25 protein-coding genes are annotated in these 24,986 nt (G+C 58.5%); 2 read left to right on the plus strand and 23 right to left on the minus strand.

Translation table 11 applies throughout. The annotated features are described in order from the left end of the window. Window positions 1-643: 643 nt before the first annotated feature. The 13 genes from BLT26_RS16180 to BLT26_RS03925 all read right to left on the minus strand — a co-directional run bounded on the left by BLT26_RS16180 (window position 644) and on the right by BLT26_RS03925 (window position 9,536). Window positions 644-1,030 (minus strand): hypothetical protein, encoded by a 387-nt coding sequence (locus BLT26_RS16180; RefSeq protein WP_139169387.1) that lies wholly within the window; start codon window positions 1,028-1,030, stop codon window positions 644-646. A 652-nt stretch (window positions 1,031-1,682) separates the two neighbouring features. Continuing rightward, window positions 1,683-2,057 (minus strand): hypothetical protein, encoded by a 375-nt coding sequence (locus BLT26_RS03890; protein ID WP_139169389.1) that lies wholly within the window; start codon window positions 2,055-2,057, stop codon window positions 1,683-1,685. A gap of 98 nt (window positions 2,058-2,155) precedes the next feature. Continuing rightward, the gene (locus BLT26_RS03895; RefSeq protein WP_091508877.1) at window positions 2,156-2,449 is read right to left on the minus strand and encodes a hypothetical protein; all 294 of its coding nucleotides are present in this window, start codon (window positions 2,447-2,449) and stop codon (window positions 2,156-2,158) included. Between the two features lie 123 nt (window positions 2,450-2,572). After that, window positions 2,573-2,788: a hypothetical protein gene (locus BLT26_RS03900; protein WP_091508880.1), complete on the minus strand. Its 216-nt coding sequence runs from the start codon at window positions 2,786-2,788 to the stop codon at window positions 2,573-2,575. Window positions 2,789-2,906: 118 nt separating this feature from the next. After that, window positions 2,907-3,329: a hypothetical protein gene (locus BLT26_RS16185; RefSeq protein ID WP_139169391.1), complete on the minus strand. Its 423-nt coding sequence runs from the start codon at window positions 3,327-3,329 to the stop codon at window positions 2,907-2,909. 122 nt (window positions 3,330-3,451) lie between these two features. Continuing rightward, complete coding sequence (locus BLT26_RS03905; protein WP_139169393.1) at window positions 3,452-3,979, minus strand: hypothetical protein; 528 nt, start codon at window positions 3,977-3,979, stop codon at window positions 3,452-3,454. 134 nt (window positions 3,980-4,113) lie between these two features. Continuing rightward, window positions 4,114-4,581 (minus strand): hypothetical protein, encoded by a 468-nt coding sequence (locus tag BLT26_RS16190; RefSeq protein ID WP_139169395.1) that lies wholly within the window; start codon window positions 4,579-4,581, stop codon window positions 4,114-4,116. A 112-nt stretch (window positions 4,582-4,693) separates the two neighbouring features. Further along, complete coding sequence (locus tag BLT26_RS16195; RefSeq protein ID WP_139169397.1) at window positions 4,694-5,098, minus strand: hypothetical protein; 405 nt, start codon at window positions 5,096-5,098, stop codon at window positions 4,694-4,696. A 101-nt stretch (window positions 5,099-5,199) separates the two neighbouring features. Beyond that, entirely contained in the window at window positions 5,200-5,802 is a 603-nt protein-coding gene (locus tag BLT26_RS03910) for a transglutaminase-like domain-containing protein (RefSeq protein ID WP_091510864.1), read from the minus strand. A gap of 157 nt (window positions 5,803-5,959) precedes the next feature. Continuing rightward, window positions 5,960-6,220, minus strand: a complete 261-nt coding sequence (locus tag BLT26_RS16200) for a hypothetical protein (RefSeq protein WP_139169399.1) — start codon at window positions 6,218-6,220, stop codon at window positions 5,960-5,962. A 602-nt stretch (window positions 6,221-6,822) separates the two neighbouring features. Further along, window positions 6,823-8,463: a chaperonin GroEL gene (gene groL, locus BLT26_RS03915; protein WP_091508888.1), complete on the minus strand. Its 1,641-nt coding sequence runs from the start codon at window positions 8,461-8,463 to the stop codon at window positions 6,823-6,825. Between the two features lie 47 nt (window positions 8,464-8,510). Next, the gene (locus tag BLT26_RS03920) at window positions 8,511-8,804 is read right to left on the minus strand and encodes a co-chaperone GroES (RefSeq protein WP_091508891.1); all 294 of its coding nucleotides are present in this window, start codon (window positions 8,802-8,804) and stop codon (window positions 8,511-8,513) included. 219 nt (window positions 8,805-9,023) lie between these two features. Beyond that, window positions 9,024-9,536 (minus strand): FxsA family protein, encoded by a 513-nt coding sequence (locus BLT26_RS03925; RefSeq protein ID WP_091508895.1) that lies wholly within the window; start codon window positions 9,534-9,536, stop codon window positions 9,024-9,026. A 175-nt stretch (window positions 9,537-9,711) separates the two neighbouring features. Between BLT26_RS03925 and cfa the strand changes: the two genes are divergently transcribed. Beyond that, complete coding sequence (gene cfa / locus BLT26_RS03930; protein WP_091510868.1) at window positions 9,712-10,863, plus strand: cyclopropane fatty acyl phospholipid synthase; 1,152 nt, start codon at window positions 9,712-9,714, stop codon at window positions 10,861-10,863. 126 nt (window positions 10,864-10,989) lie between these two features. Here cfa and BLT26_RS03935 read toward each other — a convergent pair whose 3' ends face one another. Both BLT26_RS03935 and BLT26_RS03940 read right to left on the minus strand, forming a co-directional pair. Further along, on the minus strand, window positions 10,990-11,751 hold the full coding sequence (locus BLT26_RS03935; protein WP_091508897.1) for an SDR family oxidoreductase: 762 nt from the start codon (window positions 11,749-11,751) through the stop codon (window positions 10,990-10,992). A gap of 83 nt (window positions 11,752-11,834) precedes the next feature. Next, a complete protein-coding gene (locus BLT26_RS03940; protein ID WP_091508900.1) occupies window positions 11,835-12,866 on the minus strand; it encodes a DUF481 domain-containing protein in 1,032 nt (343 codons plus the stop codon). A 44-nt stretch (window positions 12,867-12,910) separates the two neighbouring features. On the opposite strand from BLT26_RS03940, the gene BLT26_RS03945 reads away from it, so the two are divergent. Further along, complete coding sequence (locus BLT26_RS03945; RefSeq protein ID WP_091508902.1) at window positions 12,911-13,234, plus strand: MGMT family protein; 324 nt, start codon at window positions 12,911-12,913, stop codon at window positions 13,232-13,234. A gap of 33 nt (window positions 13,235-13,267) precedes the next feature. Here the strand turns inward: BLT26_RS03945 and BLT26_RS03950 are convergent, their stop codons facing one another. From BLT26_RS03950 to BLT26_RS03985, 8 genes are all read right to left on the minus strand, one after another. Continuing rightward, window positions 13,268-14,623, minus strand: a complete 1,356-nt coding sequence (locus BLT26_RS03950) for an AmpG family muropeptide MFS transporter (RefSeq protein ID WP_091508906.1) — start codon at window positions 14,621-14,623, stop codon at window positions 13,268-13,270. Between the two features lie 74 nt (window positions 14,624-14,697). Continuing rightward, the gene (locus tag BLT26_RS03955; RefSeq protein WP_245720581.1) at window positions 14,698-15,288 is read right to left on the minus strand and encodes a YbhB/YbcL family Raf kinase inhibitor-like protein; all 591 of its coding nucleotides are present in this window, start codon (window positions 15,286-15,288) and stop codon (window positions 14,698-14,700) included. Further along, a complete protein-coding gene (locus BLT26_RS03960) occupies window positions 15,285-16,277 on the minus strand; it encodes a threonine ammonia-lyase (RefSeq protein ID WP_091508913.1) in 993 nt (330 codons plus the stop codon). The genes BLT26_RS03955 and BLT26_RS03960 overlap by 4 nt, the downstream gene beginning before the upstream one ends. A gap of 62 nt (window positions 16,278-16,339) precedes the next feature. Next, on the minus strand, window positions 16,340-17,755 hold the full coding sequence (locus tag BLT26_RS03965) for an aldehyde dehydrogenase family protein (RefSeq protein ID WP_245720582.1): 1,416 nt from the start codon (window positions 17,753-17,755) through the stop codon (window positions 16,340-16,342). Between the two features lie 225 nt (window positions 17,756-17,980). Then, entirely contained in the window at window positions 17,981-18,859 is an 879-nt protein-coding gene (ampE, locus tag BLT26_RS03970; RefSeq protein WP_091508920.1) for a regulatory signaling modulator protein AmpE, read from the minus strand. Window positions 18,860-18,950: 91 nt separating this feature from the next. Continuing rightward, on the minus strand, window positions 18,951-19,517 hold the full coding sequence (ampD, locus tag BLT26_RS03975) for a 1,6-anhydro-N-acetylmuramyl-L-alanine amidase AmpD (protein ID WP_091508923.1): 567 nt from the start codon (window positions 19,515-19,517) through the stop codon (window positions 18,951-18,953). Window positions 19,518-19,615: 98 nt separating this feature from the next. After that, window positions 19,616-22,255, minus strand: coding sequence for a DUF1631 domain-containing protein (locus BLT26_RS03980; RefSeq protein WP_091508926.1), 2,640 nt, complete (start codon window positions 22,253-22,255; stop codon window positions 19,616-19,618). Between the two features lie 462 nt (window positions 22,256-22,717). Then, window positions 22,718-24,922: a DUF1631 domain-containing protein gene (locus BLT26_RS03985; RefSeq protein ID WP_091508930.1), complete on the minus strand. Its 2,205-nt coding sequence runs from the start codon at window positions 24,920-24,922 to the stop codon at window positions 22,718-22,720. Between the last annotated feature and the right edge of the window lie 64 nt (window positions 24,923-24,986).

Raw genomic sequence — 24,986 nt, forward strand, 5'->3', positions numbered from 1 at the left:
CTTGACTGCCTCTCTGCGAAACTCTTCCGTATACGCCTGTGCTCTCTTCTTACCCATGGTACACCTCCGTGTTAGGCCGAAACCTAACTATACAGGGTGTCTACTAAACGCGGGTAAGTCTTGTTTTTAACGCCGATAGCTCAGGCCGAGGTAACTGGCGTGTGCTTTGCGAAAGCAAAGCGTATGACAGTTTCCGGAGGTCATGTGCCTAGCCTTGTTATATGTGGTTTTTGCCATAATTTCTAGACTAACTCGTATAGTACGCCGACTATAAGGAACGCGAAGAATGCAGCCAACATTGAAGCAAAGCCAATAAATGCCGCACGATGTATTTGAAGTAGAGTAATCAAGCAATCATCCTCAATCTCTTCCCACATGCTTGAGCGTAATGAGAACTTCTGAAACTTAAGAGACATTGCTAAATTGTGCTCTGCTAGCGACTTTGCAAATATTCGCTCTGCTATCTCAGGATAGTCACGTTGAAGTCTACCTTTGATAAGAAAGAAGGTGATTCCGCATATTGACCAAATTAGCAGGTAGACTCCGATTAATATGTTCCAAACCATCATCATTCCTTATCTATTTCGAGCACATAACGCCTCAAACAGACGCGCGCCCAAGCGCGTCGGCCTGCTTTGACTTGTTAGTGTTCACTGGAAAATAATGCTGATACTTTATCGCTTACGAGTATTCCATAGACCAACGTTAAAAGAACAGCAGAAATCGCAGAATAAAAATATGCCGAAGGGCTTACTGGCTCAGAATGGAAATAAAGCAAGGCAATTCCTACTCCATTAACGAAAAGCATAACTAACGACGCGACTATAGAAGCTAAACGCCACCCCCTACTCAGCTGGGTAAGGCCGTAAGCACAAGGTAACAGTAGCACACCTAGTTCAAGCACCAACCTGCCATTAAATATAGCGAGAATCATTTCGTACGCTGACACAACGCCGATCAGCATAAAAATCGCAACTACGACATACAGAATCATCGGAAGGTTTAATCTTTTATCTAGGTCTTGGTTCATAATTTTCACCACTAACGCCCGCAGCAGGGGCGACCAATGCTGTGCACATGTTGTGCTAAAAAGGGAGCGCAGCGACCAGTACAATATGTGCACAGCGTTGGGCGTCCCACGGAGGCCCGAAGGGCCGGAGTATTCTGCCTGCGATTGTTATACGTTGGCCGCTGCCTCGATCTCCGATCGGAGCTTAAGAAGCTCTTGCATGCCTAATGTACACTCAAATACGTATCGGTCAGAATCATTTGTGAAAACAGTTACTTCGTACGAATTGTCAAAAGCTGAACGTGGATTCAAATTTTTAGGTAATGCAATGCGCGAGATACGACTTTTTTCAACATGCCAGGCTACTGCATTTCCTTTGAAGTAACTAAGAACTTTCTCGCCAACAATGAGACGATGCAAAATCTTCTCTTTGTATCCTTTCGGTTTGAAAAATCTCCAATAAACTTGGTAGAAAATTAGAAGTTGGCCGTAACTCAACTCACTTGGTTCAACGTACCATTCGAATTTCAACATACGCATGACTTAAGACGTATAACGCCGCCAGCAGGGGCAGCTTACCTTGCGCGCGTTTTGCGCAAAAATGGGAGCGAAGCGACCTGCGCAAAACGTGCATAAGGTAAGCTGTCCCGTGGAGGGCCGAAGGACCGGAGCTTCACTGCCTGGCATTGTTATAAGCGATCTCCATGATGCACTCATTGGTTTCACTGACTTGGAAACCGCACGAAGCGCTCTTCACACTACATTTGTACTTTACAATGAAAACTTCATAGCCATTTTTATCACACTTTTCCGTAGCAATTTCGACTACGTACTCTGCTTCTTTGCGTGAGATTCTCCAAATTTTATCTCCCAACCCTTTGGGCAGAGAGCGAAGCGGAGCCCCCGAAACCGAGACAGTAGCGCCTTTATTAAAGTACGCAATGAGCTCATCAGACTGTTCTTGGGTTACCTCTCCACTGCGCATTGGAGATGCCTGCCCGAAAACTGGGAGAAAGGTAATTGCTACAAAGAGGGCTAGTGATTTCATGGCTTATAACGCTTAGCTTAGCGGCGCCCTTGTAATGGAGGCGAAGCCGCAATGGAAAGGGCGTCCGGCGGCCAACGGCCGCGAACTACAGCGACTTGTTAACCATTTGGGCTGACTCCAAGCTCGTATAAAACCGGAAAAACCTCTCCCAAAACCACAAGTGCAACGACGATGACACCGCCAATCAAAATAGCCTTTGCAGGATGTAGCCCCTCACCATCTGGGTTATCAGCCTCCCCAGGCATGTTTTCTGGAAGATGGATGATCTCGCCAAAGATTCCGAGAATAGCGACGATAATCAGCGCAAGAAAGTAACTTGCTGAGAATACGTGAACGAGCACCAAAACTAGTGCCGTGATTAAGACTGCCTTCAAAAGTAATGACTTTGCCATCCATGCCTTCAATATGGTTAACGTTCTAATAACTGGCTGCTGGAGCGCAGCGTAAGCAGTCCGGCGCGCGTCTTTCGCGCGCGAAGTTCATTAGCTTGTTATGTGTAGTGGCTTGCTGGTAAGTCATTTTTCATCTTCGCTGGTGCGACCTGGATTATAAAATCCGCCAGGTAGCTCGTCTTCCCATGTCGCGAGCCATCCATTTATCAATACTGCCACAACAATAACGCCTAGCACTGGCCAAAACCCAAAATCTGTGAAGTACCATATGCCCATCGCGATCAAGCTACATATGGCGATCATCCCCAGAAAGAGCTTGAAGTCGATGATCTTCTTCATTTACACATAACGCCCAGCGCAGGCGCAGACAGCGCGGAGCACCTTTTGTGTTAATGTTTGAGCGCCAGCGAGTAACACAAAAGCTGCGTAGCGTTGGCTGTCGCTCTGCCGCTGTTTGTTAGGCACTGATTTTACTCGCACCCTTTCTTGCTTGAGCAATTCTATATACTGCCAGGGAGACGGAGATATAAGCCAAGCCTCCTAAGATAGGAGCAAGATCAGATTTTAGCCAGCCAAAATAAATAATTAATATCGCAATTACGCCCATCAATGATGCAAAGACCTGCAATCCCCAAGGAGGAAGTAGACCACCATCTTGGTGCCGCCCAATACCTGTAAAGGCACGAAACGCAAGCAAGAGCAAAAAATACAGCAAAGGCAAGCAAACTCCCAAGGCTACAAGTGCCTCGACGGTTATTTCTCTGGGTGAAACTACTAATGCGTATATTACATGCGCAGCAATCCAGCCCGGTGCAAATGCAAAGAAACAGAGCAAGCAGCCACAAAATATCCTGTAAATTTTTTCAAAAATTCTTTGCATATCTCATGGTGCCTAACGCCGTGCGCAGCTGCGGCTTACTTTGTGTGTTTTTTGCGCGAAAATAGGAGCGTAGCGACTGCGCAAAAAGCGCACAGAGTAAGACGTCGGTCTGCTGCACCTTGTTAAGCGCGCTGCATGCCTCTCAGTTTCCACAGCACGTTTCCTAGACCAGAGGCTCCAAAGCAGAGAAAACCACCGATCACTATTTCTACCACCGTAGTAATCTGAACAATAACTGTTTCGGCGTAATTACTATCACTTGCGTATGCTCTTTCTGAGAAATGAATGAGCCACATTCCATTATTAACTAAGTCAGGGATTGCCCATGAAAGGATGTAAACCCCCATTAGACAAAAGGCAATCGAGAGCAACTCTTTACCATTCTTTGAGAACTCAACTTTATCATCTGACTCACGGGGTAATAGCTTCTTTGCGACCAAATTTGGGAACTTGAGGAGTGCTAGCGCAAGTAAAAAAATCAAAGCAATCTCTATTACAGTCACCACTGCATACACCTGGATGCGCTCATCACCATTATATGAAAGCATCCCCAACGACATATATTGGTTAGAAATTGTTCGCAAGCCTAAAAATATCAGCAGCACGCCGCAAACTCTAAGACCAACTGATAATAATTCACGGGATTTCATGCGATTCCTCTTCTTCGCTTAACGCCCCAATCACCGGGCCGGCGAAGTGGAGCAATATTTGTGGTAAAAGAGCGAAGCGACACCACAAATATTGCGTAGCGTAGATGGCTCCGCGTGCATTGGCTTGTTAAGCGCTACTGCCCCCTCAGGACAATCCATGTGGTCTCTCCGCTCCCGCTTTTTGCGGGCCGCTTTTCTGTTTCCCACGCTCTATTTTGGGGGCCAAATGCAGAATTCATTACCCTTGGAACAAGGCTATACGCTAGGTTATCTCTATTTCTCAGTTCTCGAGGGAGAGCATCTTTAAGGCATTCTTGCATGCCTCTCCAGGGCACGCCGCTTATCTCGAGCCGTTTCATTAAGCTCTGATCTTCTAGCAAAGCGCTCACTGCGCTTGCTTCAATTGAATCAAATTTCTCCAGAACTTGCTTTTTCTTAGCTGGGTTGAAGTATGCGCTTACCGGGCCAAGCTTTACTTTCCCAAACGTATTACCGCCACTCTCAGAAAGAGGAATGGAAACGCCTGTGCCTCCCTTCCACACACTAAACCTGACTCCACTTTTGCCAAAGGTAAATGGACCTATGCGGAATCTTAGTTTCATCAGGCTTCCTTACGCTTAACGCTGAGTTCAGTTGCAAAATACATGGCGCTACATTTTGGGAACCAAAATTCGTGACATGTATTTTGTCAATTGCAACGATTTGTTATATGTTTTACCCCACCTTACCCCACCAACCTTTAAACTCTCGTTCTGGTGCGATAAACAAAAGTATACTTCCACATTTTTTACATCGAGCATATTGCTCTGACCCCATTACACCTGAATACGGAAAACTAATATTAACAAAATCTGGTTTGTTAATTAGTTCAAAATTCGGTTTATCGCGTAATGAATAAAGCTGCTCTATCGTAAATTCCTCGTTACAAAAATCACAAGGTGCAAGCTCATCTAAAATTTCACGAGCTACTACGCGATTAAAATATTTAAGCTGTAAAAACTTGCCTCGTGTGAATCTACTTTCACATTCACTACGATGGTCAATAAGATACTGATAATATTCTGAATCACTTAATTTATTAGAAAGCCATTCCGTCAATATTTGTTCTAATTGTGGCATTCACTCTCCGACATATAACGCCGCGCTCAGCCGCGGCTAACCTTGTGTGCTTTATGCGCGATAATGGGAGCGACAGCGACCAGCGCAGAAAGTGCACAAGGTTAGCCGTCGGCCTGCAGAGCCTTGTTAGCCGCGACCAGCTCGACATCTGGCAAATTATCGGCAACCTCTTGGTAAGTTTTACTCTGCCGAAGCACTTGAACCACCACAGGCAATGGTTCAGACCATATTTCCGGTAAATCAGCTTCTCCTTCTGCGACTATTCGAAAAGCCAACTTTTCTTTAGGTGGGAAAAATTCTGCAGCCACCCCTTGCTTATTGCCCCTCGCATCAATTCTATACCAGCCGAAATTCTCTAAATAGACCGCATTTAGGCCATGAAGGCAAAAGGGAGGAGAATCTGTAATTGTTAAGCGCTGATAGCACAATCCGGCTGGAATTCCATTCGCGCGTAAAAGTGCCGCTAACAAATGGCTTTTTGCGAAGCAATATCCTGTTGCATGCTTCAAGACATCAGAGGCTCTTAATGTTACAGGATTCAGCTTGTAATCCCAGCTGTGCTTAATTTCATCACGAACGAATTCAAAGCAGTTCCGTGAGATTTCCAAAAGGCTACCATTGCCATTAGCGAGGACCTTCGCTTGAGATAAAATCTCAGGATTTTTCCAGTCTATGTATTCTGTGGATTCTAAATATTTATTCATATACTCGATCACTAAGGACGGCTCACGCCCACAGCAGGGGCGGCTTACCTTATGCGCTTTTTGCGCGAAAATGGGAGCGTAGCGACCGCGCAAAACGTGCATAAGGTAAGACGTCCCGCGGAGGGCCGAAGGCCCGGAGCCTTGCTGCCTGTGATTGTTAAGTGTTGCTTGCATCAGGGTTCCAATTTGACACATATGGCTTCACTCCGGAATCAAGCAGCCGGCGTTGGAGGTTCATTAAAACCCTTTCTACGCAAGATTGATCTTTGACAATTTCCATTGCTTCAACATACGAAATCACATCTTCACGCCAAACAACTTGATGTGCGCCAGCGTCATAGCGAATAAAATATGCACTGTCTCGCACAATCACTTGAACAGAACCCTTGCTGATCTCACCGCAGAGGATTTTTTCCATATTCACTTAACAGTTTATTCAAAGGACGCGTCTATATATCCAGGCGTGGCATATCTACGGAGCAGGCAGACCAAGCATTTTTAAAATCTTCTGCAACTTCAACGGCTTAGAGGCTCTAGCGCTGTAAACGGCTGTGAAAAAACAAGACGCATCTTCTGTGGCCCCATGTACACCGGTCAATTGATCTTACGGCCTACCCCTTCCAAGTCAAATACTTAGGAGACTTTCGCCGTGGATAGAGGATGCGGCTCGTGATCCTGGTGTAATTAGGCACAGACGGCACTATTGGCACTTAAGGCAGGTTCTTACTCAGTGGTTTTGGAGCGGCAAAAGGAGGTTCATTCGGAATGAATGGGTGCAGCGGTCCCAGGTGCGATTATCGTTGCTGGAATACCATGGCTGCTCATCAAGCAAGCCGGAACTTGCGAGCTGGCGTTATGGCATAGGCAGATATGGGGACCGGCTCCCTAGGCACAATTTTCCATCGGGGCGGTTTCGCAAAGGAGTATGTCAATTGTGGGGGGAGGCAGGGTTCGGAACGATACGCACAAAAAAGCCCCGCAAATGCGGGGCTTTTCGTAGGGTTGGCTGGAAAGGCCGGCTTACATCATGCCGCCCATGCCGCCCATGCCACCCATGCCGCCCATGTCCGGGGCAGCCGGCTTCTCTTCCGGCAGCTCGGCAACCATGGCTTCGGTGGTGATCATCAGGCCGGCGATGGAGGCAGCCGCCTGCAGTGCAGAGCGGGTGACTTTGGCCGGGTCCAGGATACCCATGTCCAGCATGTCGCCGTACTCGCCGGTAGCGGCGTTGTAACCGTAGTTACCTTCGCCCTGCTTGATCTTGTCGACCACAACGGAGGACTCGTCTCCGGCGTTTTCGACGATCTGGCGCAGCGGCATTTCCATGGCGCGCAGTGCGGCGGCGATGCCGTGGTTCTGGTCTTCGTTGTCACCGGTTACGGAGATGGCCTGTACGGCGCGCACCAGGGCGGTACCACCGCCGGGTACCACGCCCTCTTCCACCGCGGCACGGGTAGCGTGCAGGGCGTCTTCTACGCGGGCCTTCTTCTCTTTCATTTCCACTTCGGTGGCAGCACCTACGCGGATTACCGCAACACCGCCGGCCAGCTTGGCCACGCGCTCCTGCAGCTTCTCCTTGTCGTAGTCAGAGGAAGACTCTTCGATCTGGGCGCGGATCTGCTTGACGCGCGCTTCGATGTCTTCATTGGAACCGGCGCCGTCAACGATCACGGTGTTTTCCTTGGACAGGGTAACGCGCTTGGCGCTGCCCAGGTGCTCCAGGGTGGTAGCTTCCAGCTCCAGGCCGACCTCTTCGGAGATCACGGTACCACCGGTCAGGATGGCGATGTCCTGCAGCATGGCCTTGCGACGATCGCCGAAGCCCGGTGCCTTGACCGCGGCAACCTTGACGATACCGCGCATGCTGTTCACTACCAGGGTGGCCAGAGCCTCGCCTTCCACGTCTTCGGCGATGATCAGCAGCGGCTTGGAGGACTTGGCTACCTGCTCCAGCAGCGGCAGCAGGTCGCGGATGTTGGAGATCTTCTTGTCCACCAGCAGGATGAAGGGATCGTCCAGCTCGGCGGTCATGTTCTCCTGGTTGGTGATGAAGTACGGGGACAGGTAGCCACGGTCGAACTGCATACCTTCAACCACGTCCAGCTCGTTCTCCAGGCCGGAACCTTCCTCAACGGTGATCACACCTTCCTTGCCCACTTTCTCCATGGCTTCGGCGATGATGGTGCCGACGCTGGAGTCGCTGTTGGCGGAGATGGTGCCAACCTGGGCAATGGACTTGCTGTCTTCACAAGGGGTGGACAGGGTAGCCAGGTGGTCTACGGCAGCGGAAACCGCCTTGTCGATACCGCGCTTCAGGTCCATCGGGTTGAAACCCGCGGCCACAGACTTGAGGCCCTCGGTTACGATGGCCTGGGCCAGTACGGTTGCGGTGGTGGTGCCGTCACCGGCGGTGTCGGAGGCCTTGGAGGCAACTTCCTTCACCATCTGTGCACCCATGTTCTCGAACTTGTCTTTCAGTTCGATTTCCTTGGCCACGGATACGCCGTCCTTGGTCACGGTTGGTGCACCGAAGGACTTGTCCAGTACCACGTTGCGGCCTTTCGGGCCCAGGGTGGTCTTTACGGCGTCAGCCAGGATGTTTACACCGGCCAGCATTCTCTGGCGGGCGTCGTCACCGAATTTAACGTCTTTTGCTGCCATGATTGTTCTTCCTCAGATTCTGTGTGTGCGTATCGAGTGCGCTGGGCTCAGCCTTCCAGCACGCCGTAGATGTCACCTTCGCTCATGATGATCAGCTCTTCGCCGTCCACCTTGAGGGTATTGCTGTCGGCGTAGCGGCCGAACACCACGACGTCGCCTACTTTCACAGACAGCGCGCGCACGTCGCCGTTGTCGAGCAGCTTGCCCTCGCCCACGGCGACTACTTCGCCCTGGTTCGGCTTCTCTTTGGCGGCGCCCGGCAGGACGATACCGCCAGCGGTCTTCTCTTCTTCTTCCTTACGGCGTACTACGACGCGGTCGTGTAAAGGACGAATTTTCATGGATAGGCTCTCCAATGAGTCGTTTTTCAGGTTTCCAGACCGGGGACCCTCGGTCCGCTCGACCTCCGGCCCCGGGGTGTCCGCTCCTGCTGGCAGGAGCGGGACAAATTCTCAGGGTGCTCCCTATCTATGGGCGGCACCGGGGATTTCAACAGTCTCCGTTAAAAAAATTGCAGGGAGACAGGAATCCGCCCCTGACGGGCAAGAATTGGATACTTTTCACTCATCCCGATCCTGCCGGTCCCCCCGCCCCAGCTCGCGTCGGTCCCCCCCACGGGAGCCGTTATCGCGGGAGTAGTCCCCCTCGATGATGTCGTCCTCGCCGGGGCGGCGGTAGGGCCCGGCCGACGGTCCGGGACCCATGGAGCCGAATGAGCGCACCACAATCACCCGGCGCAGCAGGCGGCCCAGCACCAGCTGGCGCAGGCCGGGAATAAGGCAGGCAAATCCCAGCGCATCGGTGAAGAAGCCGGGGGTCAGCAACAGCGCGCCGCCCACGGCCAGGAAGATGCCCTCTACCATCTCCCGCGCCGGCAGCTCGCCGGTCTGCATCTTCTGCTGGGCCCGCATCACGGTGGAGAGGCCCTGGCGGCGCAGCAGCGCCAGGCCCACCACGGCGGTGAGCAGCACCAGGCCGATGGTCGGCAGCGCGCCGATCTCGCGCCCCACGGTGATCAGCAGCCACATCTCGATGATTGGCACGACAATAAACAGCAAAAGCAGTGGGCGCATGGTTTCCTCCGGGCAGTCGGCTTGAGGGATTCGGCGAAACTGCTATTTTCGATAGGGTCAGGGTATCGCAATCCCAGACACAGTGAATGAGGCCTGTCGCGTGATTTCTCAAGGCCTGCCGGCTGGAGCCGGGACAATAAAGAAGAAAAAGCACACCACTGCAATGGAGGCAGACATGGGAAGTGAGCAACAGGAGGTAATGGGATCACCGGTGTTGGCACGCAGACGTCACTTACTGGACGAGGCCCTCGCGCAGGCCGATATCCGTATCAACGGCGACCGCCCCTGGGACCTGCAATTGCACCGGGAGGCGGCGCTGGACGAGATCCTCGCCCGCGGCAGCCTGGGACTGGGCGAGACCTACATGCTGGGGGACTGGGATGCGCGCGCCCTTGACCAGTTCTTCGCCCGTATCCTGCGGGCCGACCTTACCCGGCTGGTACGCCCGTGGCGCAACGCGCTGCGCCTGTTGCGCAGCTACCTGGTGAACCTGCAGAGCCGCCGCCGCGCCTTCGAGGTGGGCGAGCGCCACTACGACCTGGGCAATGACTTCTACAAGGCGATGCTGGACCGGCGCATGGTGTACAGCTGCGGCTACTGGCGCGCCGGCGCAGAGGACCTGGACCAGGCCCAGGAGGCCAAGCTGGACCTGATCTGCCGCAAGCTGGGCTTACAGCCCGGCATGCGCCTGCTGGACATCGGCTGCGGCTGGGGCAGCCTGGTCAGCTATGCGGCCGAGCACTACGGCGTGGAGTGCGTGGGGGTTACCGTCTCCCGGGAGCAGCAGGCCTATATCCGCGAGCGGTACGCCGACCTGCCGGTGACCGTGCACCTGCAGGACTACCGTAACCTGGACCAGAAATTCGACCGCATTGCCAGCGTGGGCATGTTCGAGCATGTGGGGCATCGCAACCACCGCACCTTCATGAAGGTTGCGAAGCGATGCCTGGCGCCGGACGGGCTGATGCTGCTGCACACCATCGGCAAGAACCAGCGCCACTCCGCCACCGACCCCTGGATCGAGCGCTATATCTTCCCCAACGGCGAGCTGCCCTCCACCGGCCAGATCGGTGATGCCGCCGATCGGCTGCTGGTGTGCGAGGACCTGCACAACTTCGGCAGCGACTACGACCATACGCTGATGGCGTGGCATGCGAATTTCGAGCGCAACTGGTCGCAGTTCGCCGACCGCTATGGCGAGCGTTTCTACCGGATGTGGCGTTACTACCTGCTGTCCTGTGCCGGCGCCTTCCGCGCGCGCCATATCCAGCTGTGGCAGTGGCTGTTCTCCGACCGGCTGGAGGGCGGGGTTGCCAGGGTATCCTGAGTGGCCGGGACGCTGTCCGGTAAGGGATAGGGTATCGCGGCCAGCGGCCGCTCCTACGGAGAAGTCAGGACAGGGCGATCGCAGCGATCGCCCTGTCGGAAATCGGCAAGCGAAAAGGCTTGCCCCTTACAGCCGCGCGCCGCCGTCAATTTCCAGCACACGGCCGTTTAGGTAGTCGTTCTCCAGGATAAACGCCACGGTGGAGGCAATTTCCTCCTGCTCGCCCAGCCGGCGCAGCGGTACCTGCTTGACCAGGCTGTCGAGGATCTCCGGGCGCATCTGTGCAACCATATCGGTATTGATGAAGCCCGGCGCGATACCGGCCACCCGGATGCCGTAGCGGGCCAGCTCCCGTCCCCAGGAAACCGTCATGGTGGCCACGCCGGCCTTGCTGGCCGAGTAGTTGGTCTGGCCCATATTGCCGGCACGGGACAGGCTGGAGATATTGACGATCACCCCGCCCTGGCCGCTCTCGGCCATGATACCGGCCGCGGCGCGCCCACACAGGAACACCCCGGTGAGGTTCACGTCGATCACCGACTGCCACTGGGACAGGGACATACGGTCGGTAACCTTGCCATCCTTTACCTTCAGCAGCATGCCGTCGCGCATGATGCCGGCGTTGTTGACCAGTACGTGGAAGCCACCAAAGTCGGCATTGATGCGGGCAAAGCCCTCGTCCACCTGGACTTCATCCGCTACGTTGAGGACGTAGGTACGCACGTCGGCGCCGTGCTCGCGGCAGGCCTCGGCGCTGGCCTGCAGCGCCTCTTCGTTCACGTCGACCAGTGCCAGCCGCGCACCCTGCTTTGCCAGGTGCTCTGCCATGGCACGGCCCAGGCCCTGGCCGCCGCCGGTAATTGCCACAACACTGTTTGCGATCTGCATGGGAATTCCTCGTCTACTTTCTCGTTATTTTCTAATGGGCGGTGCTCCGGGGGAGACACGGGCCCCAATTTCGGGGGCCTATCCTACCACTGGTAGCCGACCCCGACGGTGAGCTTGGTATCTTCCTTTTCACTCCCCAGCGAGGGCGTGTTGTCGTAGAGCCAGTGCTGGGCGATTTCCATCATCAGCCCCTCGGCCAGTGGCGTGCGCACGCCGAGCTTCACATTGGTCTGGTAGTCCTCGCTGCTGTTGACCGACTGCAGGATTTCCTGGTCGTAATAGACTTCCGGCCCCAGGGCGAACTTGTAGCGATAATTGATCGCTGCGCGCCCCGCCGCGTAAAGGTCATCCTGCGACTCACTGAGTTCGGTATCGATAAACTCTTCCTGCAGCCGGCTCACACCACCCTGGATGGACAGGGCCGTCTTTTCAGTCTCGAAAAACATGTAACCCAGGCCGAGACCGACCGTGGTGCCGAGATCCAGGTTGCGGGCTTCTTCCTTGTCGGCGGCGGTGTTGGCGGCGGCGAACCATTTTTCCGAGAATATCCAGCGCAGGTCGTAACCCAGGTGGTATTTTTCCAGTGAATCCACTTCCTGGTTGGACTGGCTCTGGTAGAGGGCATTCAGCAGGTGGTGGAAGTCACCGTGACGCAGGTCGATGCTGATATTTACATCCAGGTCCTCGCGCTCGCGATTGCCGTGCTCGAACACCCCGCCCGCACTGACGTTACCGTGCAGGGTGTAGGGCTGGCCGATGTAGTTGATGTACGGTTCGGCGCGGTTGATTGCCGGAAAATCCATCACCCAGCCGCTGCCACTGTCACAGTAGAGTTCCCACTGCTCGCGGCGGTGACCCGCAAGTGCACAGGGTTCATCCCGACCGGCGATCTTCAGGTCCTGGTCGGTATCCAGCGAGAGGACCTTCCCCTTCTCGATGCGGATCTCGCCGAAGGTTTCCGACTGCCAGACCACATGGTCCTGCTCCACCACCACCAGCTGGCCGTGGATGCGATCGCCGTTATCCAGCGTAAGGACGCCGGCAAACGCCGGCAGGGCGACAAGCGATAGCAAAATAGGAAAGAATACAGTCAGGCGACGAACAGCTAACAACACAGAAAACCCTGTTTTTTTATGGGGATTTAAGTCGAGATTATCCAGTGGGGAAAAAACCGCAGAATCGTGACAATGATGCCATATCCAGAATCTGCCGTGTACTGGCGGAAGTCCCCCCTGGTCGCGTGATCACCTATGGGGACCTGGCGGAGATGGCGGGCTTTCCGCGCGCGGCGCGCCTCGCAGGCCAGCTGCTGCGTCGCCTGCCGGAGGAGAGCAGCCTTCCCTGGCATCGGGTTGTGAACGCCAGCGGGCGGATTTCACTGCCGGAACCCGGCGCAGGGCAACAGCGCGAGCGGCTGGAGCGGGAGGGGGTGGTGTTTATCGGCGGCCGCCTGGACCTGGGGCAGTACCGCTGGCAGCCGTGAAGCCGGGGCCGCCAGCGCATGACCGTCCCGCCGTTACTGGCCAGTGGTGGGCTCGGCCGCCTGCTGCCGGGCGTCACGCCACCAGACGTAGGTTGCCAGCAGAATAGCCGGGATACCCAGGATTGCGGCGTATACAAAGAACTCCGCGTACCCCTGGGTATCCACAACGATGCCCGAGAAAGCGCTGATGAACTTGCCCGGCAGTGTCATCAGTGAACTGAACAGGGCGTACTGGGTGGCTGTGTACTCCTGGTTCACCAGGCTCGAGAGATAGGCGATAAACACGGTGTTCGAGATACCCGCACTGATGTTGTCGGCACTGATCACCAGCGCCAGCCACATCTTCTCCGGGCCGATCAGGGCCAGGTTGGCGAATAGCAGGTTGGTGGCCGCCACCAGCACCGCACCGAGGATCAGCGGCCGCGGGATGCCGTAATGCGCCACCAGCAGGCCTCCCAGGTAGGCTCCGGCGATTGAGAAAAAGAACCCGTAGACCTTCACGATCTGGGCGATGTCAGTCTTGCTGAAACCCAGGTCCAGGTAGAACGGGTTTGCCATCACCCCCATGGCCAGGTCGCTCACGCGATAGATGCCGATAAAGAGGAGCAGCACCAGCGCGAAGCGGCCGTTGCGCTGGAAAAACTCCAGGAATGGGCAGACCACGGCCCGCACAAACCACTCTTTGATCGGGCTGTGCCGGCCGCTGCCCATGATCCGGTCGACCCAGGTATGTTCGAACGGCTCGGCCAGGTCCTGGGCCCGGGTGTGGTCCGGCTCGGCAACCAGCAGCGTCGTGATGACACCGACGCCCATCAACGCCGCCATGGTCATATAGGAGGAGGACCAGGTGCCGATATCGGCGAGGAAAAGCGCTCCTCCCCCGGCGACCAGCAGGGCAACCCGGTAACCGAACACATAATTGGCCGCCATGGCCCCCTGCAACTCCTCCCGCACGGACTCGATCCGGTACGCATCGATCACCACATCCTGGGATGCGGCGCAGAAGGCTATAACGACGGATACCACCGCAACCTGTGTCAGCGCGAGCTGGGGATTGACCTGTGACAGGGTCAGCAATCCCAGGGCAACACCCAGCTGGGATACCACCAGCCAGCTTCGGCGCTTGCCCATCCAGCGGGTGAGGAACGGCAGTTTCAGGTGATCGATCACCGGCGCCCAGGCGAACTTGATGGAATAGGTTAGCCCCACCAGGGCAAAGAAACCGATGGTGGTCTTGCTGACACCGTAATCCGTCAGCCAGGCAGAAAGGGTGGAAAATACCAGCAGGAAAGGCAGGCCGGCAGAAAAGCCGAGGAAAAACATCGCCAGAACGCGGGGCTTGAGGTAGACCCGCAGGGCCTGTCCCCAGGAAAGTTTCTCTTCTGCCATGCCGCTGAGCTGTCCTTGTTATTCCGTGTGAGCGCAAAATCGCCGGTACAACGCCCGGCCCGGGGTAATGGCCGTCAGCGGCTCCAGGTGACCTCGAGTTCCGCCTCTGCCAGCTTGTTGGCATTGATCTGGAAACCGACCTGGGCGGGCGTTGCGTTCTCGTCGAGGGGCAACTGCTCCACACCCAGCGCATAGAGGCGGAACTGGTAGCGGTGCTTGCCATGCCCCTTGGGCGGGCAGGCACCGCCGTAGCCGGGCGCACCGTAGTCGTTACGCACCTGGATCGCTTCCGGCACCAGGCCGTTCTTCAGCTCGCCGGCACCTGCCTCCAGGCTGGTGACGTCAGCCGGGATATTGAATATCACCCAGTGCCACCAGCCACTGCCGGTGGGGGCGTCCGGGTCGTGGACCATCAGCGCGTAGCTCCTGGTGCCCTCGGGCGCGCCGCTCCAGCTCAGGGGCGGGGAAATATTATCGCCGCCACAGCCGTGGTAAACATGCGCCATGGGCATGCGCTCGCCCTGCTGCAGACTCTCCGACGAAAGGGTCAGGTCCCCCGCGGATGCCTGTCCGGCAAATACCGCCAGCAAACTGGCAGCCATCAGTTTAGCAGTAGCCAACCACCGCACCCCGGCCATCCGCAGGCTGAATCCTGGAAATCTCATGATGACTTATCTTCCTCTGCAAACAGGGACACCGCCCTTACCAGGTCCATGTTCCCGCCACTCAATACGACCACTACCTTCTTGCCGCGAAAGCGCGCGCTGTTCTCCATAATCGCGGCCAGCGGCACGGCGGCGGAGGGTTCCACCAGTTGCTTCGTCCGCGTCCACAGCAGCTGCATGGCCGCGACGATAGCGGATTCACTGGCAGTGACGATATCGCTCACGGTCCGGCGTATTACCGCAAAGTTACGCTGGCCCAGCGTGGTTCGCAAACCGTCGGCAATGGTATCTGGCGTCTGCGCGGTGATATGCACACCCGTGCGCAGGGATCGTTGCGCGTCATCCGCACCGGCGGGCTCGGCGCCCATTACCAGTATGTCCGGCGCCAGGGCAGACAGCGCAAGACCGACACCCGCCAGCAGGCCGCCCCCGCCCACCGGGGCCAGCACGATATCCGGCATGAACCCCTCTTCGCGACACTGCTGGGCAATTTCCAGCGCCACTGTGCCCTGCCCCGCTATGACGCGGCTGTCATCGAAAGGCGGCACCACATGGGCACCCGAGTCCTCGACAACTCTCTGTAATGCCGCCTCCCGGTCCGCCAGGGACGGGCCGCACAGGACTATTTCCGCCCCATAGCCGGCCACCGCCGCCCGCTTGGCGAGCGGTGCGGTGTCCGGCATGACCACGGTACAGGCCAGCCCCCGCGCCCCGGCCGCCCACGCCAGCGCGGCGCCGTGATTCCCGGAGGAATGGGTTGCCACCATGCTTGTCCCGGCCGGCAGCCGGCACAGGGCATTACTGGCGCCCCGGGCCTTGAAGGCACCGGTCTTCTGCAGGTGTTCGCATTTAAAGAAGATATTCGCATCGCAGTGACGGTCTATCTGACTACTGCCAATCAGGGGCGTGCGGTGAATCTGTTCCGCAATATCCTGGGCGGCACTGAAGACTTCCGCGCTACCGGGTAGGTCAAGATTGTGGTCGGGCATGGGAAAGACAGCTCATCCAGCGCTATGTGAACAGTGTACTGCAACCGGCACAGGCCGGAAGGTCAGCGCAGCCAACGCAACAGCCTGAGCTTTGCCGCACTGAAAGGCGCATAGCGCAGGGCCAGGTCCAGGGCATAGGCACGCTTCATCACCGCCTTGAAGTGGCTGAAGGTCCGGAAACCATGTTCCCCGTGATAGTTGCCCATGCCGCTCTGCCCTACCCCGCCAAACGGCAGTTCATGCGCAGCCATAAACATCATGCAGTCGTTCACGCAGGCATTGCCCGAACTGCAGCGGGAGAGAAACCTGTCTGCCATGGCACTGTTCGAGGTAAAGACATAGAGTGCCAGCGGCTTCTCGCGCCGGTTGACGAAGTCCTCGGCTTCACGCAAGTCATCCAGCTCGATGACGGGCAGGATGGGGCCGAAAATTTCTTCCTGCATGACCCGGGCATCAACACCGGTATCGCGCAGCAGCGTCGGCGCCACATAGCAGTTATCCAGGTCCACCTGTCCACCCCAGGCCACCTGGCCCTCGCCCAGGTAGGCAGCGAGGCGCTCTGCATGGCGCCGGTTGATAATGCGGCCGTAGTCCGGTGATTCTTGCGGTTCCGGACCGAACATCCTGGTGACCTCTGCCTCGATCGCCGGCACCAGCCGCTCGGCCGTGCCCCGCGTGCAGAGGAGATAATCAGGCGCGATACAGGTCTGTCCCGCATTGGTGAACTTGCCCCAGGCGATACGCCTCGCGGTCACCGCGATATCGGCGTCGTCGGCAACGATACAGGGGCTCTTGCCACCCAGCTCGAGGGTAACAGGGGTAAGGTGCTTGGCGGCAGCCTGCATGACAATCTTGCCCACATGGCCACCACCGGTATATAGAATGTGGTCCCAGCGCTGCTCGAGCAGTGCCGTGGTCTCGGGTACCGCTCCCTCCACGCAGGCAAAGGCATCGCTGTCCAGGTAACGCGGCAGCAATTGTGCCACCAGGGCGGACGTTGCGGGCGCGAGCTCCGACGGTTTCACCACCGCGCAGTTGCCCGCTGCGATGGCCGGCACCAGCGGCGACAGCAGCAACTGCAGGGGGTAATTCCAGGCCCCGATGATCAGTACTACCCCGAGCGGCTCGGGCTGCACGTAGCTCCGCGCCGGCTGCGCTACCAGCGGGGTCGATACACGCCGGGGCTTCACCCAGCTTTTCAGCCGCCTGAGAGCGTGGTCAATGTCCCCGCAGACAGCCGAGACTTCAGTCATGTAACTTTCCTGCGGGGCCTTGTGCAGGTCTTCACCCAGGGCCTGCAGGAAACGCGCCTCATTCTCCGTAATCATCTTGCGCAACTGGCGCAGCTGCTGGCGGCGCCAGGAAAGCTCGGCCGTGGTACCGCTGCGGAAATAGGCGCGCAATCCACCCACCAGGGCGGCGGTGCTGCGCCCGTGGTCATGACCGGCAGCACTTTCAGATGACAGTTGAGGCTCCAAGGTATTCTCTTCCATCGAAATCGATTCGCCCCTCGCTGGTATTTTTCGTTGTTGTTATCTTCCTCGCCCCGGACCGGCTGGTATCCCGGAGCTCCCGGGCAGCAATATCGAAGCCGGAGCCACCAGAGTCAAGGTCAAAACAGGAACAGAATTCCAATACGGGGACTGGTTCACCGAATCATGTTCCAGCCACATCGATCGTAAAGGTGCCGGCGCGGCCTCCTCTCAATACCCGAACAGCACCACGAGCGCCATCACGGTGACCCACAGCAGCAGCGCGCGCGACAACAGCGACTGCAGCCCTTCCAGCTGTGCACCGCAGAATCGCTGCGCCTCGCCTACCTCACCGCCGACACTGCACTGGCTGGCATCGATGCCACCAAGCGCACCCTCGAGGTAGGCTTCCAGCACTTCATCGGTATCCCGCTCGCGGCAGGTCAGGCACTGGCGCCAGGCCTGGTAGCAGCCGGCGAAATTCCCCACAATCGCAAAACTGAATCCCATAATCCGCACCGGCAGCCACTCCAGTAGCCACAGCCAGCGCGAGGCGGTGGCCTCATCGGTAGTTCCACGGGACAATTCTGCATACAGGGCGCTGAGGCGAAACAGCAACGCACCGGGAATACCCAGCACCAGGAACCAGAAAAGCACCGCAAAAAGGCGCTCGAAGGCGCAGTATGCGGCGCCGCGGAAGACCTGTTCATGCAGCTGGCGGGGGCCGCCGGGTTCCTCGTGCAGCTCGCTCAGCAACGGCGCCGCCGCAGCCTGGGCCTGCTCCAGGTCGCCCTGGTACCAGCTGCGCAGGTAATCGGAAACTATGGCGTTGAAATTGCCGCGCCCCAGGCAATAGAGCAACAGCGGCACGCCGGCCAGCAGGATCCCCAGCCACCCGAGTGCTGCCTCGGCCAGCACCATGACCAGTGCTGCCAACAGGACCGCGGGGTACACCGTGGCGGCGAGTTTCAGGCCGGCATTGCCTTGCAGGGCTGCGTGCCCCGCCATGGTCTCGCGCCAGCGCTCGAACCAGCCATCGTGGTGGACCGGCCTTCCCGAACCCCAGACCTGGACCAGTGCCAGCGTGATTAACACTATGATCAGTGCCATACGATATTCTCAGCAGAAGCTCTCCAGGCTCACAGAATAACGCCTGGCGCCGCCGGAAAAAACCTCCCGGGCGTCGTTCTTCTGGGGACGGTCAGGACGAGGAACGCTGGGCCGCGACCTCACGTAGGTAGCGCTGCCAGTCAAACCCGGGGCCGGGGTCGAGCTTGCGCACGGGGGCAATATCGGAGTGCCCGGTGATCCGGTCAGTGGTGATCAGGGGGTAAGCAGCCATGATTGCCGCAGTGACCCCGGCGAGCGCGTGATACTGGGCATCGGTGTAGGTGTCGGTATCCAGGCCCTCGAGCTCGATACCGATGGAGAAATCGTTGCAGCCCTCACGGCCACAGAACTCAGACTGGCCCGCGTGCCACGCGCGGCGATCGAATGGGACATACTGGGTCACCACCCCCGCACGATCGACCAGCAGGTGGGCGGACACCCGCAACTCGCCGATTTCCTCGAAATAAGGGTGGGCAGAGGTATCCAGCTTTCCCTGGAAGAAGTCATCGATCCAGGGGCCGCCATACTGGCCTGGTGGCAAGCTGATACAGTGGATTACCAGCAGGTCCACCTCCGTACCGGCCGGGCGGTCGTTGCAGTGGGGGCTCGGCACCTTGCGCGCACCGGTGAGCCAACCGGATTCAACCTGGTATTCCACAGTCAGACCTCCTTTCTCCCGCGGCAATCGTCTGCCAGCATTCTATGGAGCCGCTGGTGATATTGCCACGCCGGTCTGCACCTTTCGCCGAAAACAGGTCAGCTGTGTGCCTCGGCCATGGAATCGCTCACCTCGACTTCCAGCTTGGTCTCGCCGATGTTGCCCACCACGTAGCGCAGCGCGCGCTCGAACAGGGGGCCCTGCTCCAGGGGCTTGAGAAGCCCCGCGCGCAGCGCGTGAGCCAGTTCCAGGCGGGAGTAGACCGCCACCCGCGCCCCACTGCGATTGACGAACATGAACTGGTCGAGATCGCGGATAATTGCCGCCAGCCGGCAGCGAGAGGCCGCAGAGTCCTTTTTCTCCAGCATGAACCAGCTGTCCTTGAGGTGATAGGTCTGGCGCCAGTATTCATCGGTGTCAGCCAGCGCCGGTAAAGAGGGACGCGCCGTCGAGACGGCTTCCCGGGACAACCGCTCCAGCTCCTCCGGGGCCGGCAGGTCGGTCTCGCTGTCCACCAGCTCGACATCTGCAGAGCCCTCAGCGAGTGCAGAGCCCTCAGCGAGTGCAGAGTCCCCAGCGAGAGGCTCGGCTTCCCCACCATCAGCAGCCTGGTCAATCACCGTGCTATCGCTATCTCCGGCATCTCCGGACAGGTGGGACTCGGGGATCTTCATCACGCTGTCGGCCTCGCGCAGCAATTCCTGCACCAGGCGCTCGCGCGTGCGGCGCTCGCGTTCGGATTCCACCCGGTCAGCCAGCTTCTGGCGCTCGGCGTGGAAGGCGTCCAGGGCCTGCAGCAGGCGGGCCAGCTCGGATTTGTTGATACTGAGGGACAGTGCGCCCTCTTCCAGTCGCCTGCGCAGGCCCGGCAGCAGCTGCTGCATCTTGAAAGCGCTCTCCGGCATCGGAGCCACCGCGCTCCACACCAGGTCCCGGGCAGTCAGTACACTCCTGCGCCAGCCTTCGCTCTCGGTGCCGTCTTTCAGGCAGGCGCGGAACAGGACATTGTTCCAGACGCGGTTCAGCCAGAGGTGGACAATGCGTGGCAACTGGCGCTCGGCCGTCAGGGCTTCGAATACCGCCGCCACCCTGGCCTTGGCCGCTTCGATGCGCGCCTTGCCCTGCACCTCATCCAGGGTGCGTTTCTCCATTATCTTGGCGCGCAGGCGCTCGCGGCTGACAAAGGTTTCAAAGTCCTGCAGCAGCTCATCGAACAGCCCCTCGTCGCTGTCGAAGTCACGCAACACCCGCTCGACCACACGGCAGATCTCCAGGTAGAAGCGGTCGTGCTTGTAGTTTTTGCCAGCCTGCCAGCCGATCGCCGCGTCGGCCAGCGCGTTGAACAGGCGACGGGCGGGATGCCCGCCCTTGCTGAAAAAGGCCTTGTCTGCCACAGCCAGTTTCAGTAACGGCAACTGCAACCGGACCAGCTGTACCTTGATTGGCTCCGCCAGGTTGCGGTCCTCCAGCATGAAGGAGAACAGCATATCCACCATGCGGATGACTTCGATATCGAGCTCTTCCAGAGATGCCGCGCGCTTCTCCTGTACCAGCCGCTGCTGCAACAGGGTGTTGACGTCCACTATCTGGCCGATACTGGAATCCTGCAGGGGCACACTCACCTGAAGTTCACCCAGGTGCTGCAACAGGTCCGGGGTGGCCATGGCGGCGACACCCGGTGCGGCCGGCACCAGGCCATAGCCGCCGCTATCGCCGCTATTCGCGGACCCTGCTGCGTGCCCTGGGGCTACACCAGCTCCGGCGGCCGGGGGGTAACCGGATCCCGCAGCACCTGGCCCGGCGGCCGGGGCATAACCGGTCCCGGCAGCGCCGGGGCCGGCAGCCGGGGGGTAACCGGGTGCCGAAGCGCCGGGGCCGGCGCCTGCTGCCGCGATCCCGGCACCCGTGCCGGGAGAAGGTATCCCCCCCGAGGTCGAGCGGGATTCCGCGGGCGCCCCGGGAGGGGGCGGGGGCACGGCACTCCCAGCGGGACGAGGGGGCCGGGACCTTGCGGCACGCGCCAGTAGCGGATCCTTCAGGTCAGGCAGCACGCCGTTCTCGACCAGCAGCTGGTTACAATTGCGGTACAGGGCGTCCAGCCTGCTGGCGAGCAGTTTTTCAAACTTCTTCAGGATGATGAGCCGCGCACGCAGGTGGATGTTCAGGGGCTTCAGTGCCCTGTGCAGCGCTCGGCAGATGGCCGCGGGCGACAGCGGCATATTGTCATCGTAAATCTTTACCGGCATCAGCGTGTCGAGGCGCAGGGCGAGTTCGGCGATCGGACTGGCGAAATCCCGCTTTCCCGCCGCGATGATGCTTTTCAGTGCGACCTGCTGCTCGAGTTCCTCGTCCTGGACCAGCGACAGCCCGGGCTCCGCTCGCTCGCCCTCGTCGGCGAACCCCCCGTCCCTCTCCGCGTGTGCAGGCACTTCCGCAAACCCTTTACCAACGAGGCTGACAAACTGGTCGGTCAGGCGGTGGCGCTCGAGACGCAGGCTACGCAGAGCCTGGAAGATGCCGTCCTGCTCATCCTGCCGGTGTACCTTCTCGGCGGTTTCAAACAGGCTGTCATCCACCTCGGCGAAAACTTCCTTCATCCGCGCAAATAGCCAGCTACTCGCGGTGTCGCGAACAGCGGTAACCTGTCGGGGAAGCTTGGGGGGCGGGGCGAAGTCGGTATCGCGATGCTGGCTCTTGTCAGTAAAACTTACTACGCGGGGAAATTCGTCTGTGCTCATTGGGGCCTCAAAATCGTCATCCTGACGCGGGCAGAGTCCGTTTATCCTAACGGCCCGGCCGTGCCGGGCCTGAACTGCCCACTTCTCTGCGCAGCAGAACAGGGGTGTTCAACCGCATCGAGAACGCAAACCCGGTCACCACAACAATGTGACGGAGGTAGCATTTTTAATGGTATTCGAAGAAGTTTGAAATATCCGCGACTCGCATGCCTTTGGCAAGAGCGCCAATGCAGTTTTACGCGGATTTAATCGATTTTTTTCCACAAGAAAGAGTTAAGACACGAAAGTCAGGACTACTTGGTACGCTCACGACTAGCTCGGTGAATTTATAGACAGCGTTCTGTTTACCAGTGAGGCGCGTCTTGAAGAAAGAACTGGAAAAATCGGGGGAGGATATCGGAACGACAATTTGAGCAGCAAGCAACCCTTTCGCCAGCCTGTGACGAGCGGGTACAGGCGCGACTACAGCTTCTCTTCCCGCCAGTACCGGCTTCTGCCGATCACTGATTGCAGGGCCCGCTCGAACAGCATGCCGTCATCCAGCGGCAGTAGCTGGCCGCTGCGCAGCGCATGCGCGAGTTCCAGGCGGGAGAATTGCGCCACCTTCGCGCCGTTGCGATTGACGAAGATAAACTGCTCGATGTCCCTGATTACTGCCGCAAGCCGACAGCGGAAGCCTTCGTGGTCACTCCGTCGCAGCTCGAACCAGCTGCCCTGCCCCAGCCGGAAAGTTTGCTGCCAGTGAGGATCGTCCTCGGCCAGGGGTGCCAGCCCGCCTTCCCCGGCGGGCTCCCCGGCTGGCCCCGCCTGTTCGGCAGCCTGCTCCAGCTCCTCGACCGCCGGGAACTCCTGTTCCGGATCGCCGCCATTGCCTGATGGTGTTTCGCGCTGTGCCGGCACCTGCCCGGTAGCGGCGCGGGCGCTGTCGAAGCGCTGCCGGTACACTTCCTTCAGCCCGCCGAACAAGTGCCGCGCATCAATATGCGCAAGCGACACGGCGCGCGCACTTTCCCGCAGGCGGGCCTGCAGGGAGGGCAGCAGGGCCTGCAGCTGGCGCGCGTACGCGGGCATGGGGGCCTCGACGCTCCACACCAGGTCGCGAACTGCCCGCACCTCACTGCTCCAGGCTTCACTGTCAGGGCCGGATTTTACGCAGGTAAGAAACAGCGACTGTCGCCAGACCTTTTCCAGCCACTCATTCACCACGGGCGGTAGGTCGCGGCCGGACGTCAGGGCCTCGAGTACCGCAGAGACCCGTACTCGGGCAGCCTCGGCCCGCGCCCGGCTGTCCGCCTCATCGACAATCCGTTTCTCAAGTAACTCTGCCCGCGTGCGCTGCCTGCTGACCTGTTCGCGAAAGTGCGAGAGGAGTTCCTCGAACAGGCCCACGTCCTGGTTAAACTCAGCCTGTACGCGCTCCACCACTGCCTGCATTTCCCGGTAGAGGGGATCCCGGTCGTACGCTTCCGGCGGTTGCCAGCCGGTCGCGGCATCGGCCAGTTCGTTCAGCAGTTTGCGTGCCGGGTGTCCCCCCTTGCTGAAGAAGGACTTGTCGGCAATGGCAACCCTCAATAGCGGCAGCTGCAGACGCCCCAGCAGGGCCTTTGCCGGTTGGGCCAGGTTGCGATCCTCAACAATAAAGGAGAACAGCATTTCCACCAGCTTGATGACTTCGCCATCGGCCCGGTCGAGGGAGGCTGCCTGGTTCCTCTGCACAAGGTAATGCTGAAGCAGGTTCCCCACGTCCAGTGGCTTCAGCCCGCTGGCGCTTTCGGCCGGCACCTGGTCCTGCAGCGCCCCCAGGTGCGCGAGCAAGTCCCCGGTGGCCAGTGGCACAGCTCCTGCCCCGAAAGGCACTAGGCCCACAACACCCTGCGCCCCTGCACCACCGGCGGGGGCAGGGCCCTCCACCACGGATTGCGGCTCCCGGGGGGGCGTGGCGTCGCCCCGCCGTGGCCCCTGCTTCACCTTTCCCTGCGGCCGCAAATCCGGCAGGATCCCGTGCTCGACCAGCAGCCGGTTGGCCACCTCGTAGACCTTGCCGAGTTGCTGTATCACCTCTTGCTCAAACTTCTTCAACAGCGTCAGCCGGGCACGGATATGGATGTCGAGCGGCCACGCAGCAGCGACGAACGCATCGCATAACACGCCCGGCCCCAGGGGCAGGTTCTTTTCGTACACCTTATTCCGGTAAAGGCTGCCCAGGCGCAGGCAGAGCTCGGAGAGGGGTTGGGAGTAATCACGCCGGGCATTGGCGACCATGGTATCCACGGCGACCATCTGCTCCAGCTCATCATTCTGCACCAGGGACAGGCTACCGCCGGATTCCCGGTCGGTTTTGGGCGGGGCTATCTCCTTCAGCTCAAATGCGTTCTGGAGGTAACCGGAAAAGCGCGCAGAGATATTGCGCCGCTCCACCCGTAACAGGCGCAACGCCTGGAAGAGGCCATCCTGTTCCGCCTGTCCATGTGCGCGCTCAGCCATGGCAAACAGGGAATCATCCGTTCGCGCGTACATCCGCTTCAGTTGCTCGTGCAACTGCCCACTCACCTGCTGCTGGAGAGCATCGAGGATCATCACCGAGGGACTGCCCGCCGGTGCCCGGCGGTCTTCACTCGAGTCCGATAACCTCTTCCCGATAGCAACAACCTTATCCGGGTTTTCCATTAACACTACCCTGCCGGCCTCGCAAAGTCCCCACTGCCCCCTGGACAGCCGGACCAGCACCATC

The organism is Microbulbifer yueqingensis (genome assembly GCF_900100355.1).
GTDB lineage: Bacteria > Pseudomonadota > Gammaproteobacteria > Pseudomonadales > Cellvibrionaceae > Microbulbifer > Microbulbifer yueqingensis.